Origin of the sequence: Achromobacter sp. 2789STDY5608621 (genome assembly GCF_001299375.1) — a bacterium.
Taxonomy (GTDB): Bacteria; Pseudomonadota; Gammaproteobacteria; order Burkholderiales; family Burkholderiaceae_B; genus Achromobacter; species Achromobacter insuavis.
This window is the reverse complement of sequence record NZ_CYTU01000003.1, coordinates 1-12,951: the sequence shown is the minus strand read 5'-3', so window position 1 is coordinate 12,951 and position 12,951 is coordinate 1. Positions and strand designations below refer to the sequence as shown.

The 12,951-nt window shown below is 68.1% G+C and carries 15 protein-coding genes; 9 read left to right on the top strand and 6 right to left on the bottom strand.

Features of this window, described 5'->3' with window-relative positions; genetic code table 11:
• From AOZ53_RS34615 to AOZ53_RS04270, 3 genes are all read right to left on the bottom strand, one after another.
• Window positions 1-884, bottom strand: an 884-nt coding sequence (locus AOZ53_RS34615; protein ID WP_054486946.1) for a quinone oxidoreductase family protein, incomplete at its 3' end; no start/stop codon positions are given.
• 23 nt (window positions 885-907) lie between these two features.
• Window positions 908-1,450, bottom strand: a complete 543-nt coding sequence (locus AOZ53_RS04275) for a YybH family protein (RefSeq protein ID WP_231690554.1) — start codon at window positions 1,448-1,450, stop codon at window positions 908-910.
• A gap of 87 nt (window positions 1,451-1,537) precedes the next feature.
• The gene (locus AOZ53_RS04270) at window positions 1,538-1,984 is read right to left on the bottom strand and encodes a MarR family winged helix-turn-helix transcriptional regulator (RefSeq protein ID WP_054434459.1); all 447 of its coding nucleotides are present in this window, start codon (window positions 1,982-1,984) and stop codon (window positions 1,538-1,540) included.
• A 201-nt stretch (window positions 1,985-2,185) separates the two neighbouring features.
• Here AOZ53_RS04270 and AOZ53_RS04265 point away from each other — a divergent pair, with 201 nt between their 5' ends.
• Genes AOZ53_RS04265 through AOZ53_RS04255 form a run of 3 tightly spaced genes read left to right on the top strand, consistent with a single transcriptional unit; the run spans window position 2,186 to window position 5,022 of the window.
• Window positions 2,186-2,743, top strand: a complete 558-nt coding sequence (locus AOZ53_RS04265) for a hypothetical protein (protein ID WP_231689992.1) — start codon at window positions 2,186-2,188, stop codon at window positions 2,741-2,743.
• 2 nt (window positions 2,744-2,745) lie between these two features.
• Window positions 2,746-3,759 carry a hypothetical protein gene (locus AOZ53_RS04260; protein WP_054479750.1) on the top strand — a complete coding sequence of 338 codons (1,014 nt, stop codon included), beginning with the start codon at window positions 2,746-2,748 and terminating at the stop codon, window positions 3,757-3,759.
• Window positions 3,760-3,813: 54 nt separating this feature from the next.
• Window positions 3,814-5,022 (top strand): hypothetical protein, encoded by a 1,209-nt coding sequence (locus AOZ53_RS04255; protein WP_054486945.1) that lies wholly within the window; start codon window positions 3,814-3,816, stop codon window positions 5,020-5,022.
• A 5-nt stretch (window positions 5,023-5,027) separates the two neighbouring features.
• Here AOZ53_RS04255 and AOZ53_RS04250 read toward each other — a convergent pair whose 3' ends face one another.
• Complete coding sequence (locus AOZ53_RS04250; protein WP_231690553.1) at window positions 5,028-5,936, bottom strand: AraC family transcriptional regulator; 909 nt, start codon at window positions 5,934-5,936, stop codon at window positions 5,028-5,030.
• A 199-nt stretch (window positions 5,937-6,135) separates the two neighbouring features.
• On the opposite strand from AOZ53_RS04250, the gene AOZ53_RS04245 reads away from it, so the two are divergent.
• Complete coding sequence (locus tag AOZ53_RS04245; RefSeq protein ID WP_054434450.1) at window positions 6,136-6,990, top strand: SDR family oxidoreductase; 855 nt, start codon at window positions 6,136-6,138, stop codon at window positions 6,988-6,990.
• On the opposite strand, the gene AOZ53_RS04240 is transcribed toward AOZ53_RS04245, so the two are convergent.
• Window positions 6,957-7,406: an RrF2 family transcriptional regulator gene (locus tag AOZ53_RS04240; protein ID WP_054486940.1), complete on the bottom strand. Its 450-nt coding sequence runs from the start codon at window positions 7,404-7,406 to the stop codon at window positions 6,957-6,959. The two genes, AOZ53_RS04245 and AOZ53_RS04240, sit on opposite strands and share 34 nt — an antisense overlap.
• Before the next feature lie 87 nt (window positions 7,407-7,493).
• Between AOZ53_RS04240 and AOZ53_RS04235 the strand changes: the two genes are divergently transcribed.
• Complete coding sequence (locus AOZ53_RS04235) at window positions 7,494-8,468, top strand: alpha/beta fold hydrolase (protein WP_054486938.1); 975 nt, start codon at window positions 7,494-7,496, stop codon at window positions 8,466-8,468.
• Window positions 8,469-8,535: 67 nt separating this feature from the next.
• On the opposite strand, the gene AOZ53_RS04230 is transcribed toward AOZ53_RS04235, so the two are convergent.
• Entirely contained in the window at window positions 8,536-9,369 is an 834-nt protein-coding gene (locus AOZ53_RS04230; protein ID WP_054486936.1) for an AraC family transcriptional regulator, read from the bottom strand.
• A 133-nt stretch (window positions 9,370-9,502) separates the two neighbouring features.
• Here AOZ53_RS04230 and AOZ53_RS04225 point away from each other — a divergent pair, with 133 nt between their 5' ends.
• The 4 genes from AOZ53_RS04225 to AOZ53_RS04210 form a co-directional block, all read left to right on the top strand.
• A complete protein-coding gene (locus AOZ53_RS04225; protein WP_054479737.1) occupies window positions 9,503-10,207 on the top strand; it encodes an O-methyltransferase in 705 nt (234 codons plus the stop codon).
• A gap of 17 nt (window positions 10,208-10,224) precedes the next feature.
• Complete coding sequence (locus tag AOZ53_RS04220; RefSeq protein ID WP_197286440.1) at window positions 10,225-10,941, top strand: siderophore-interacting protein; 717 nt, start codon at window positions 10,225-10,227, stop codon at window positions 10,939-10,941.
• 81 nt (window positions 10,942-11,022) lie between these two features.
• Window positions 11,023-11,739, top strand: coding sequence for a BPL-N domain-containing protein (locus AOZ53_RS04215; protein ID WP_231690552.1), 717 nt, complete (start codon window positions 11,023-11,025; stop codon window positions 11,737-11,739).
• A gap of 401 nt (window positions 11,740-12,140) precedes the next feature.
• Window positions 12,141-12,951 (top strand): hypothetical protein (locus tag AOZ53_RS04210; RefSeq protein WP_231690551.1); only part of this gene is annotated, 811 nt, incomplete at its 3' end.

Genomic DNA, 12,951 nt, shown 5'->3' with positions numbered 1-12,951 from the left:
TTGTCGATCACCACGTGCAGTTCTCCCGCGGCCACGCGTTGCAGCAATGCCTGGACGCTGGCGTGTACGCGTGCGTGCTCCTGGTCCAGCAACGTCGGGAAGAAGACGCCGTGCAGGCTCTGGTTGCCGCGCCACAGGCTCACCGGATCGAATTTTTCCTGGTCGCGCCCGGACACGCCCACTGTCACCAGCCTGCCTTTATGGGCCAGCGCCTGGACACCGCGCGCCAAGGTACTGCCGGCGATGCTGTCGACGATGAGATCCACTCCTCGTCCCGCTGTGAGAGCGGATATCTGCTCGACAAAGTCGCTGGTGGAATAGTTGATGCCTGCCGTCATGCCAAAGGTGTTCAGCCGCGCCAGCCGCGCATCGTCCGATGCCGTGGCATACACCGTCGCGCCAGCGTGATGCGCCAGTTGGATGGCGGCCAATCCGAGCGCGCCGGCGCCCGCATGAATCAATACGGTTTCACCGGCAGCCAGGCCGCCTGCCGCAAAGAGGCATTCATGCGCGGTTCCCCAGGCGACGGGGACCGCGGCGGCGGTTGGCGTATCCAGCGTCGCGGGGATCAGCCAGGTGTCGGACGCTGGCGCGGCCACGCGTTGCGCATGCGATCCCCAGGACAGTACCGCGACGACGCGGTCGCCGGGTTTTCGGTCGCGCACCTGCGCTCCCACGGCCTGGATGGTGCCGGCGCACTGATATCCCACGATGTGGGGAATCCGCGCCAACGGGCGGATTTCTCGATTGATGAGGTCGCCGCCTTCCACAGATATCGCCTCGATGCCGATCAGCACGTCATTGGGCCCGCAGACCGGTTCGTCAACGGTTTCATAGCGGAACACGTCGGGGGAGCCGTTTTCGTAATACACCGCCGCTTTCATGATGAATCTCCTTGCCCGGATGGCTACTGCGCTGAAATGGGAACGATCGAGCCAATGCGCCATCCCGCCGGTGTGCGCACCGCCACTTCGTAGACCAGGTAGGCGGCTGTGTGCGCGTCGGCGGCGGTGTGTCCCAAGGTGATCTGGGTCGGGGCGTAGAGCTGGGCCACATCCGGCGTCAAGGGAATGATGCGCAGCTTCGCCAGGTCGGGCTCGAATTTCCAGATGCCCTTGAAGGTCTCGCGGAAGTGTTCTATCAGTTCGGACTTGCCCCAGAACTGATACGGCCGGGCGACGAACGTCACTGGGTCGCCCACGACGCCGGGCGTGGCGAACACCGCGCTGAAGGCGCCGAGGTCATGAGCCGTCGCCGCTCGGGCCTGCTGTTCAAAGACCGCTTGCACCTGTTGCCGGTCGGCTTGCGTGAATGCCGTCGCGACCGGGCTGGCGCCGGCGGCGATCGGCATGGCGCAGGCCATGCCGCCGATCAGCAGCGTTCTGAATGTCGCTTGCATCGTGCGGATCTGCGAGGCGGCCCGGCGTATAGCGAGAAAATCTGTCAACATGATTTAGCCTTATATGCCCATATTTGATGGCATCAACGGAACGTGGGCGCGTCACGCAATGCGACGGAGCTGTCTCAAGATTGGGGGTTAACCTGGGAGCGAAAGGTCCAGGGTGGTGATGCGGTGCATGATGCGACGCATCGCCAGCGCGTCGTCCTTGCCGAATACGGCTTCGAACTGTTGCTGGGCGCGTTGCCAGGCCTTTCTGCCGACGGCTTCCATCTTCGCGCCCGCGTCGGTCAAGGTGATTTCCCTTTCTCTCCGGTCCTGCTTGCCTACCGCGATGCGGATGAGGCCGTCGCGCTCGAGCGGGCGCAGGTTATGCCCCATCGTTGCGCGATCGGTGACCAGATGTGCGGCCAATTCGGCAATCGTGAGCGCCCCGCGCGTGGCGAGCAGATTCAGGATCGCGTATTGGGTGTTGCGCAGGTCGGCCTGGGCCAGGCAAAGGTCATAAAACCGGCCCAGATGACGGGCGGCCTTGCGAATGGCGGTGCTGTTGCACACGCCGGGAGGCAGGTCGTGTTGGCTCATGGATCAGGTCGTTTGGAACGTGCGGGAATATTACGGGCATATAAGTTCATTTGTCAAAGGCCATGCAGGAAGACGGCAGAGAAAGGCTTGACGCAATTGCCTTAGACTATTGCAACATTGCATGGCGTGCCGATGCCCCGCCTACTCAGATTCATATCCGGCCAGATGAAACTCTCATTGTTCAAAGCAAGTGTTTTCGCCATGACCCTGTTGGGGGCCACGGTTGTCCACGCACAGCAGCCGCAGGTCGGCGCCTGGCGCAAGGTCTCCGATTCCCAGCTCGATAAGCAATTCCATTTCTCGATGCTGCCCGCCGCGGCGCCGGTGGCGAGCAAGTGGGCGGCCTTCGACGCCAAGGCCGGCAAGGTGGTGTGCTGCCTGGTGGTGCAGGGCGAAGCGGTCACCGAGGCCGAGCTGGAAAGCGCCTACGACATTCCCGGCCCGTGGATCACCGACCTGACCAACGGTTGGAACCTCGACGCGGCGCCGTACCGGCCGCGCGTGCAGCTGCTGCGCGTCGAAGGAGCGCTGGCCGGGCACGAATTCGGCGGCGGCGCGGATGCGCGGGGCGGCTTGCTGGTCCCGGCCGATACGCGCGCGGTGGCGCGGGATGCGCTGGAGATTGGCGGCCAGCGCTACACCGTGACGCGCCAGGACGCCTCGCTGGCCGATGACGATGGCGGCCTGACCACCTACAGCCTGCGCCCGGCCGCGGGCGGCGCGGCGTTGCAGGTGGAAGTGCCGTTCGCGACGTATTGAGCATGGGCGAGACCCTGCGGATCGAAGCGGCCCCGCTGACTGGCGACGACATCGCGCTGCTGCGCCGATGCAGCCGCGGCAAGACCTTGGCGCTGATAGCCTGCCTGTTCATCTTTCTGCTGCTGGTCAGCATGACGCTGCTGGTCGCCGTGCTGGCCGTGTCCGAATGGCGCTCGCTGCGCGGCGCCGATGGCGTGATGCTGCTGCTGGTGGTCGTCGGCGCCGGCGTGGGCATGGCGTTCTTCGGGCGGCGTCTGCTGCGGGTGCCGCGCGCCTGGCGCAGCGTCGCGCGCGCGCTCAAGGGGCGCGCGCCCAAGCAGATCGTGTCGGGCCGCCTGACCGGTTTCGGGCCGGGCGAGCGGCCGGGCATCACTTATGTGTTCGGCGACCAGCGCGTGGATGTGGCGCTGCCGTTCTGGAACGAGGTCACCAGCGATACCCGCAGCGGCGCCCGGCCGGCCGACGCCGTGGCGTTGACGGATCTGCCGGTGCGGCTGCACGTGCTGCCGTTGTTGCCGGATGCGCCGGGCTTGTTGCTGCGGGTGGATTACCCGATGAGCGGGCAGGCCTGGACGTCGCTCGAGGAGATCAGCGACGCCGATCGCGAGAGCGTGAGACGCGAAGAGCGGGGCGTGCGCAAGTTCTTCCTGCTGGCGGCGCTGGCGCCGCTGGCGGTCAGCCTGTTCGTGCCGCCGGTGATCCTGCTGGCGGCGGTCCTGGCGCTGATGGGGCTGGTGCTGGGCATGCGCAGTCCGCGCCTGAAGCGCGCGCGTCACAAGCAGGGCGTGCGCGGGGTGGTGGAAGAGGCCGTGACGTATCGCCTGCGCACGCCGAACTCGCTCACGGCATCGCTGGCCCACAATTACCGCGTGGGCGGCGTGATGTATCGGGTCGACCATCTCGGGCCCGCCGCGCTGCCGGGGCAGCGCGTGGAATTCGAATACGTGGACGCTGGCGCGCTGGGGCAACGGGAGCTGTCCTTCCGGATCGAAGACCAGCCCGCCATGACGTTGTGACCGCGCGCTTGCCCGGCAGGCGCGATGAATCTTGATGACGACAGGGAGTGAGGCGTGTCCGAACCAATCGATGTGTCCGGCGAACCCACGGGCTCGGTGAGCCGCGATGGCCGTTTCCGGCTGGGCCTGAGCGGGCCGGACAGCCACGTGCTGGTCAGGGAGGCCGGTCGCGGGGACGTGATCCTCGGGCCTGCCGGCATGGACCGGAAGGCGGATCTGCGCGTGGCGCCTGATGACGCGATTTATTGGCCGGCGTTCGATCCGTTCGCCACGCCGGCCGGGTCGCCGTGGCCGCGCCACCTCTACTATCACGGCAATGACAGCGGCTTTCTGGGCTGGTCCGAACGACGCCGCATCGAACAGTTCACCTGGGCGCCGGCGTTTGCCGATACGCGCCGCATCGACGCCCGCGCGGCCGATATCCAGACGCTGCAGATCCGGCTCGATGCGGTGGTGGGGCATCTGGACATCAAGGTGCCCGGCGGCATGCGCCTGGGCCTGCTGGGCGATCTTTCCCGGATCGCCGTCACGGGGGCGGCGCCGGACATGCTGTCGCTGCATCCCGCGTTGGGCCGGCGCGCCAGCCAGGCGCCCTATGTGCTGCCCGACCTGGGCATGCTGCGGACGGTGACGACGCTGGCGCTGTACGGCGAGCCGTTGGCGCAGCCGATATCGTTGCAGGGGATCGAGCGCTTTGCCGCGTTGGAACAGCTGTCGCTGTGGGGCGGCTTTGCCGACTGGGACGCGCTGGCCCGCCTGCCGCGCCTGAAGAGCCTGGAGATCCGCTTTGCGCCGGACCTGGCGGGCCTGCCGCCGCTGGACCACTGGCCGTTGCTGGAGCGCTTCATCGGCTTCAACGTCGAGGACGGCGCGGGCAAGCGGCTGAAGGCGCAACTGAAGGCGCGGGAAAAGGTCCGCGCGTGGGCGGACTACACCTCGGTCAGCAAGCTGCGCAAGCCGGAGTGGTGGCAAAGCGAATATGGGCGGCCGTTTTCGGGGTGGAGCGGCCGCATGGCGAAGTCGGCCAACGCGGCTTATGACATCGCCCTCGATGCCTTGCAAGGGGCCCGCGAAGCCGATGCGGCGCAGTCGGCCATCCAGGCGTTCGCCGGCCATTTCAACGACATGAAGGGCATCGAGACCGCCGAGCGCGAAGACATCGGCGAGGCCGTGTGGCAATTCAGCCAGCTCGCGCGGGTGGTCGAGCTGGGCGTGACGGAGGCGCAGGCGTTGCGTTGGTTCGATGCGGTTCGGGACTATTGACGGCGTCAATGCGTGGCCGCCAGCCCCTCCAGCCGCGCGGCCGGCAATAGCGAAAACACGGTCTTCATCTCGCGCGCTTCCTCGCCGGGGCTGCGTCCGAACAGGCGCTTGAACTCGCGGTTGAACTGCGACGCGCTTTCATAGCCGACGCGCCCGGCGGCCGCGGCGGCGGTGAGGTTGTCGCGGATCATCAGCAGGCGGGCCTGGTGCAGCCGGATGGACTTGATGTACTGGATCGGCGAGGTGCCCGCCACGGTCTTGAAGTGGGCGTGGAAGGCGGGGGCGCTCAGGCCCGCTTCGCGCGCCAGGGTGGCGACCTCCATGGGCTGCGCATAGTCGTCGTGGATGCGTTGCAGCACCCGCGAGATGCGGCCGAAATTGCCCTGGCTGGCCAGCGCCGCGCGGATCGCGCCGCCCTGTTCGCCGATCAGCACGCGAAAGCACAATTCCCGCACGATGCCCGGGCCGATGATGCGGGCCTCGACGGGCGAGGCCAGCGCCCGCAGCAGCCGCAGCGTGGTGTCCGCCAGCGTGTCGTCCAGCGGCGTGGAGGTGATGCCTTCCGGCGCCGGCGGCGCCGGGCCGTCGCGGCCGTCCAGCGAGAGCACCAGGTCGGCGATCGTGGTCGGGTCGAGGCGGATCTGTATGGCCAGCAGGGGTTCCTCGGGCGAGGCGTCGGTTTCGGTGGAAAACGGCAGCGGCACCGACAGCACCAGGTAATGGCGGGCGTCGTAGCGGTAGACCTTGTCGCCCAGGTAGCCGCGCTTGCTGCCCTGGCAGACGATGACGATGCAGGGTTCGTAGAGCACCGGGGTGCGTCCCAGCGGATGGTCGGCGCGCATGAAGCGCACGCCGTCGAGCTGCGAGCGGGTGTAGCCCTGGTGCGGCGCGAGCTGGCCGAGCAGGGCGGACATCGTGTCTCGGGCGGGCAGCGGAGCCGTCATGGTGGAATACCTCGGGTAAGAGTCTTGGGCATCATTTTGCACCGAATCGGCGATAAATAAAGAGCGGGAAAGAGGAATGGGCAATCATCCCATAGCCCTGTGCCTATCCGGCCGGGGCCGCCGCGCCTAGCATTTGATCCTGCAATCCAACCCCTCAGGAGATCAGGAAATGCAAACGATCCAAACCAACAAGACCTGGTTCATCACCGGCGCGGCGCGCGGCATCGGGCTGTCGCTGGCCCGCCAGTTGCTGGCGCGCGGCGACCACGTGGCCGCCACCTCGCGCACGCTGGCCAGCCTGCACCAGGCGCTGGGCGACGATCATCCGCGCCTCTTGGCGCTGGAAGTGGACCTGGTGTCCGAGGCCAGCGTCCAGGCCGCCATCGACAAGACCATCGCCGCCTTCGGCCGCATCGACTACGTGGTCAACAATGCCGGCTACGGCCAGCAGGGCCCGATGGAGGCGCTGGACGACGACGAGGTGCGCCGCAATTTCGATGTCAACGTGTTCGCGCCGTTGCATGTGCTGCGCCATGTGCTGCCGCACCTGCGCAAGCAGGGCAGCGGCCATGTCTTCAACGTCGCCTCGATCGCCGGTTTCACCGGCGGCTACGCGGGCTGGGGCTGCTACGTGGCGACCAAGTTCGCGCTGGCCGGGCTGACCGAGACCCTGGCGGCGGAGACCGCCGAATTCGGCATCAAGGCCACCGTGGTGTACCCGGGGCCGGTGCGCACGGATTTCCTGAACGACAACAGCCTGGTCATCGCGCGCCGCAAGATCGCCGACTACACCGCGGCCCAGGCCTCGCTGGACCTGCACCGCGAAGGCATGAACGGCCGCCAGGACGGCGATCCCGAGAAGCTGGCCCTGCTGATCCAGGAGGTCGCGGCCCTGGACGCGCCGCCGCTGCATCTGTTCGTGGGCAAGATCGCCAATGACCTGGCCGAACAGAAGCTGGAGACGGTGCGGGGGGATTTCGATGCGTGGCGTCAGCGGGCGGGGGTGGGAACGGACTTTGCCTGAGCAGCCTGCGCGACTTCGTCCGCGATCTCCGACAGCGGGACCTCCCCGAACGCCGTCATCAGCGCCGCCTCCGCCGCCGCCAGCGCGGCGTTGATGCGCCGGTTCACCGCGGCCTCTACCGGGCAGGCGTCATTGTCCTGCGCCGGGCCGACGGCGAACAGGGACGTGTGCGCGATGGCTTCGCACACGTCCCGCACCGTCAGGGTGTCCAGGTCGCGGGCCAGCGCCCACCCGCCGCCCGGGCCGCCGGTGGAGGTGACGAAGCCCGCGTCGCGCAGCGCGCCCATGGTGCGGCGCACGACCACGGGATTGGTGTGCAGCATCAGCGCGATGGTCTGCGACGTGGTCGTGCCGCCGCGCAGGTGCATGTGGATCAGGACGTGCAGCAGGCGGGCGAGGCGGGTGTCTCGTTGCATGGATTCGGGGCCGTGGAAATGTGCAACTTTTAATGTTACTATTTTGGCGAACATTTGTGCCATTTCACGTCTTTATCGAGAGCCGACATGCCCGCAGCCCGCCAACGCTTCATCGAGACCAACGGTATCCGCCTCCACGTGAGGGAACAGGGCGAGGGGCCGTTGGTCATCCTCTGCCACGGCTTTCCCGAGACTTCGCATGCCTGGCGTCATCAGCTCGATGCGCTGGGACAGGCGGGGTTTCACGTGGTCGCGCCGGATCTGCGCGGCTACGGCGACAGCGACTGTCCGCCGGACATCGCGCATTATTCGGCGCTCGACGTGATCGGCGATCTGGTCGGGCTGGCGGACGCGCTGGGCCAGCGCCAGGCGGTGCTGGTCGGCAACGACTGGGGCGCGTCGATCGCCTGGCAGGCGGCGCAGCTGCGGCCGGACCGGTTCCGGGCCGTGGCGGCGCTCGGCGTGCCGATGATGGGACGCGCGCCGATGGCGCCGAGCCGGCTGTTCCCGCAGAACGAACAGGCGTGGTTCTACACGCATTACTTCTGCGAGCCGGGTTTGGCCGAGCAGGAATTCGAGCGGGATATCGCGCTGACGCTGCGCAAGATCTATTACGGCGCCTCGGGCGCTTTGGGCCCGCGCGAGGCCGCGACGCCCAATCCCTTCGGCATGGTGCCGCGCGCGGGCGGGCTGCTGGACGCGCTGCCCGATCCGGCCGTGTTGCCGGCGTGGCTGGCCGCCGCGGACCTGGCGCAATTCGCGCGCGCCTTCGGCGTATCGGGTTTTCGTGGCGGCTTGAACTACTACCGCAACCTGGATCGCAATTGGCGGGACCAGGCCGCCTTCGCCGGCCTGCGCGTCGAGGTGCCGGCGCTGTATCTGGCGGGCGAATACGACACGGGACTGGCCATGCCCGGCATGCGCCAGATCATCGAGGCCATGCCGGCCATCGTGCCCGATCTGCGCGGCTCGCAGGTGATCGCCGGCGCGGGGCACTGGTTGCCGCAAGAGGCGCCGGACGCGGTCAACGCGGCCTTGATCGGCTTTCTTCGGGCGCTGTGAGGGACGGGGGAACGCCTTTCGGCAAGGATGAGGCCGTGCGGCCAAGGAAGGCCGCGCGGATTCGGACTCAGCCGGCTGCCTGCCGTTCCATCATGTAGCGCCCCGGCGACGTCCCCAGCGCCTTGCGGAACATGGTGACGAAGCCGCCGGCGCTTTCATAGCCCAGTTCATCGGCCACCTGTTGCACCGAGGCGCCGGTGCCGAGCCACTTCACCGCCAGCATCAGGTGCAGTTGCTGGCGCCAGCGGCCGAAGCTCATGCCGGTCTGCTGCGTGAGCAGCCGCGCCAGGGTGCGTTCGCTCAGGCCCACGCGCCGCGCCCAGCTCTGCATGGTGCCGCGGTCGGCGGGATGGTCCATGATGGCCTGCGCGATCTTGCGCAGGCGGGGATCGGACGGCATGGGCAGGTGCAGGGTGCCAAGCGGCGCCGACGCCAGTTCGTGCAGCAGCAGCCAGACCAGGTGCATGGCGGGGCCGTCTTCCGGGTACAGCAACGGCAGCTGCGCGGAGCGGATCACCAGTTCGCGCAGCAGCGCCGTGGTCGACACCGCGCAGCAGGTGGCGGGCAGGTCGGCCGCGACCGCGGGATCGACGAAGGCGACGTAGACCTCGATGGTGCCGGCGGCGGTGATCTTGTGCAGCACGTCGCCCGGCACCCACAGCGCGCTCTGCGGAGGGACCAGCCACAGGGCGCCTTCGAGCTCGCAGGTGAGCACGCCGCGCAGCAGCAGCATCAGTTGCGCCTTGCGATGGCGGTGGAAATCCTTTTCGAGGCGATCCAGTCCGTGCAGGTCGAGGCTGGCCACGTCGATGCCAGTGGTGCCCATGGTCACGACGGGGCGCGGCACCAGGTCGGGATCGATCCACTCCGGGGCGTCGGCGAGGTTGGTCAGGACGGGCATGGCGGCGGTTGCGCGGATTGGCAGGAATTTGGAATTTATTGGCGTAGTTTACCAATGCTGCCAGATCCCGGGCTTCCTACCATGGCGGCACGGCGGCGCGATTTGCCACCGTTCATTGCCAAAGGAAGCAATCATGGATTCACTGAGCAGCGGGCGCGTCGCCCAAACCCTGCAACGCCTGTTGGCCGAGGCGGAGATCGCCGACAAGGGCCTGATGGACCAGTTCGAAGGCGGCATGGCCGCGCTGTCCGAGCAGGCCCATGCCGACATCATCGCCGACATGGTGGCCGAGGAACGGCGCGATCTGCGCGGCGTGTATCGCGGCTACGCCAACAACTTCCTCAACGTCGCCCCGGCGTATGGCCGGTTCCTGTATCAGTGCGCGCGGGCGCGGCGGGCCACGCGCATCGTCGAGTTCGGCACCTCGATGGGGATCTCCACGATCTACCTGGCCGCGGCCTTGCGCGACATGGGCGGCGGGCAGGTGATCGGCACCGAGCTGGAGCCGGAAAAGGCGGCGCGGGCCCGCGCCAACCTGGAGGCCGCCGGCCTGGCGGACCTGGTCGACATCCGCGTCGGCGATGCCCGCGAGACGCTGGCGCACGTGGATGGCGAGATCGACCTGGTGCTGCTGGACGGCGCCTTCAGCCTCTACCTGCCAGTGCTCAAGCTGCTCGAGCCGCACTTGCGCGGCGGCACGCCGATCTTGGCGGAGAACGCCTGGGAGCAGGGCAACGACTACCTCGATTACGTGCGCGATCCGGCCAACGGTTATCTGTCGCAACCGCTGCCGGTCACCGAGGGCCGCGGCAACGAATTCACGATCGTGACGCGATGAACGGAGAGCGCATGGAGATGACGAATCCCCCGCAGGGCCGGATGAGCCGCGCCTTCACCCGGCTGTTCATGAAGCCGACGCGCATCATGGCGGCCGAAACCCTGGCGGGCGGCTTGCGCCTGCTGACGCTGCAAAGCCCGGCGTTCCGCGAGGCGCGCTGGGTGCCGGGGCAGAAAGTGCAGATCGCGATGGGATCGGCCTTCGTCGCCCGGACCTATACGCCGATCGACTGGGACGCGGCGCGGGGGCGCACCCGCATCGTGACGTATTCGCATGGCGCCGGCCCGGGCAGCGCCTGGGCGGAACGCGCCGAGCCGGGAGAGGAATGCGATGTGCTCGGTCCGCGCGCATCGCTCAACCTTGGCCGCATCGAGGGCGGCCGCGTGTTGCTGGGCGACGAGACCTCGGTGGGTGTCGCCTGCGCCCTTGGCCATGGCGCCGGCGATGGAATGCATTGCCTGCTCGAGGTCCACGCGCTGGCCGCCGTTCGTGACGCGCTGGCGCGGCTCGGGCGGGAGGACGTCGAGCTGTTCGGCCGCCAGGCCGGCGACGCGCATCTCGACGAGATCGAGCGGCGCCTGCCGGCGCTGGCGGCGGCGGGCGCGACCTTCATCCTGACGGGCCGGGCCTCGACCATCCAGCGCCAGCGGCGGGCGTTGAAGGCGCTGGGCGTGGCCTCGGGACGCATCATGGCCAAGGCCTACTGGGCGCCCGGCAAGACGGGACTGGACTGACGCGGCGCGTCACCGGACTTGCCTATACTTTGTTTTTTTTGGCGGTCCGATATGGCGTTTCTGCGTTTCCTGCTCCTGGCCTTGGCGCTGTCACTGGCCGCGCCCGCCGCGGCGCTTGCCGGCGCGGCCGACAAGCCCGTGCGCGTCGCCGTGTATCGCGGGCCGGCCTCGTGCGACCACTGCGCGACGGCGGCCCGGCGCGCCATCGAGAAGACGGACGCGCGCTATCAGGTCGACTTCGTCGGCCCCGATGAGCCGATCGACATCTCCGACGCCAGCCTGGCGCGCTACGACGTGTACGTGCAGCCGGGCGGCGGGCAGGACATCCCCGCCGCGCTGAACAGCCTGGGCGAGGCGCGGGTGGACGCGATCCGCCGATTCGTCGCGCGCGGCGGACGTTATCTCGGGCTGTGCATGGGCGCCTATCTTGCCGACGCTTCCAACCTGGGCCTGATCGCGCAGGACCTGGATTCGGAGGTCGGACGCCCCGGCTTCCCGATCAAGACGATCGAGGACGCGGCCGTCGCCGTCCGCTGGGCGGGCAAGGACGACAGCGTCTTCTTCCAGGACGGCCCCTATCTGCGGCCACAACCTGGCGATGTGCGCTTTCACGCCATCGCCAGCTACGCGAACGGCGATCTGGCCGCGGCCCGCTATTCGTTAGAGCGCGGCCTGGTGGTCCTGAGCGGCCCGCATCCTGAAGCCGGGCAATCGTGGTTCGAGGACGCGGGCATTGCGTTGGAAGAGATGCCCGGGCACGACCTGTTCAAGGACTTGCTGGACCAGCTCGACCTTTGAGGCCCGCCTTCGCGGGTCCTGACTGCGTCCCGATGGCGTGGGGACGCGGACAGCCAAAGAAAAGTCCGATTTTGATGCGCTGCCCGCGGCCGTTTCGCGCGCGGCCGGCGGGTGCGCGGAAGCCGTCATGCACGGGGAAAAACGGTGCGCGGCAAGCGTTTGCGGGGGCGCGCGGCGGCGCCGTTGCATTCTTGACATGGCCAGGTCGTTCCACATAATCGCGATTGATTCATATCTGTGACTTTGGGTTGTCTTCGAATGCCAGGATTCAATGCTCGGACCGAGCGAGCGCCGTCGATCAATGCGGCGTGGTCTTTCACCCATCCGGAACGGAACACGGCGGAGCCGCGCGCCAGGCGCGCCGGCTGTTCACTCCCGCGTTTCATTTTCCGGAGCACGCAATGAAAAAAACCCTATCCCTCGCGATCGCGGCGCTGTCCCTGACCGCCACCGCGCAGGCCCACCAGATCTGGATCGAGCAGCCGGCGGGCAAGCCCGCCGTCGTCCGTTTCGGCGAATTCGCCGAGAACCTGCGCGAGGCCTCGCCGGGCTACCTGGACAGTTTCAACAAGGTGTCGGCGACCTTGATCACCGCCAAGGGCGAGACGCCGTTGCCCGTGACCAAGGCCGCCGATGGCTTCCGGCTGTCGCAAAAGATCGGCGCCAAGGACGGCCTGGTGGTGGACAGCCCCATGAGCACGCTGCGCAAGTTCACGCATGGCGGCGAAGCGCTCCAGACCTGGTTCCAGATGAATGCCCGCTATGTGCCCGACCCGGCCGTCGCGGTGGCGCCCAAGCTGGCCATCGACATCGTCCCGACCGGCAAGCCGGGCGAGTTCCTGGTGGCGCTCAAGGGCCAGCCGCTGCCCAAGACGAAGCTCGTCGCCATGGTGGAGTCGGGCTGGGAACAGACCGCCTACACCGATGCGCAGGGCAAGGCCCATCTCAACCTGCCATGGAAGACGCAATACGTGCTGCGGGCCATGCACATCGACCGCACGCCGGGCGAGCGTCCGGGCGCCGACGGGCCCGAGCACTACGACGCCATCGGCTACGTGACGACCCTGACCTTCGTGAAGCCGGATGGCGTCGCGCCGCTGCCCGCCTTGCCGGTGCGCCCGCCCAACAAGCTGCCGGCCGCCGCCGCGCCGGCCGCGGCCGCGACCACGCCGGCCGCCGCGCCGGCAGCGGCGGCGACTGCACCGGCCGCCG

What these genes read in the sequence shown, in the direction of transcription:
- AOZ53_RS04275 (WP_231690554.1), bottom strand. Translation starts at nt 1,450, where the DNA reads ATGTTGACAGATTTTCTCGCTATACGCCGGGCCGCCTCGCAGATCCGC.
- AOZ53_RS04270 (WP_054434459.1), bottom strand. Translation starts at nt 1,984, where the DNA reads ATGAGCCAACACGACCTGCCTCCCGGCGTGTGCAACAGCACCGCCATT.
- AOZ53_RS04265 (WP_231689992.1), top strand. Translation starts at nt 2,186, where the DNA reads ATGACCCTGTTGGGGGCCACGGTTGTCCACGCACAGCAGCCGCAGGTC.
- AOZ53_RS04260 (WP_054479750.1), top strand. Translation starts at nt 2,746, where the DNA reads ATGGGCGAGACCCTGCGGATCGAAGCGGCCCCGCTGACTGGCGACGAC.
- AOZ53_RS04250 (WP_231690553.1), bottom strand. Translation starts at nt 5,936, where the DNA reads ATGTCCGCCCTGCTCGGCCAGCTCGCGCCGCACCAGGGCTACACCCGC.
- AOZ53_RS04245 (WP_054434450.1), top strand. Translation starts at nt 6,136, where the DNA reads ATGCAAACGATCCAAACCAACAAGACCTGGTTCATCACCGGCGCGGCG.
- AOZ53_RS04240 (WP_054486940.1), bottom strand. Translation starts at nt 7,406, where the DNA reads ATGCAACGAGACACCCGCCTCGCCCGCCTGCTGCACGTCCTGATCCAC.
- AOZ53_RS04235 (WP_054486938.1), top strand. Translation starts at nt 7,494, where the DNA reads ATGCCCGCAGCCCGCCAACGCTTCATCGAGACCAACGGTATCCGCCTC.
- AOZ53_RS04230 (WP_054486936.1), bottom strand. Translation starts at nt 9,369, where the DNA reads ATGCCCGTCCTGACCAACCTCGCCGACGCCCCGGAGTGGATCGATCCC.
- AOZ53_RS04225 (WP_054479737.1), top strand. Translation starts at nt 9,503, where the DNA reads ATGGATTCACTGAGCAGCGGGCGCGTCGCCCAAACCCTGCAACGCCTG.
- AOZ53_RS04220 (WP_197286440.1), top strand. Translation starts at nt 10,225, where the DNA reads ATGACGAATCCCCCGCAGGGCCGGATGAGCCGCGCCTTCACCCGGCTG.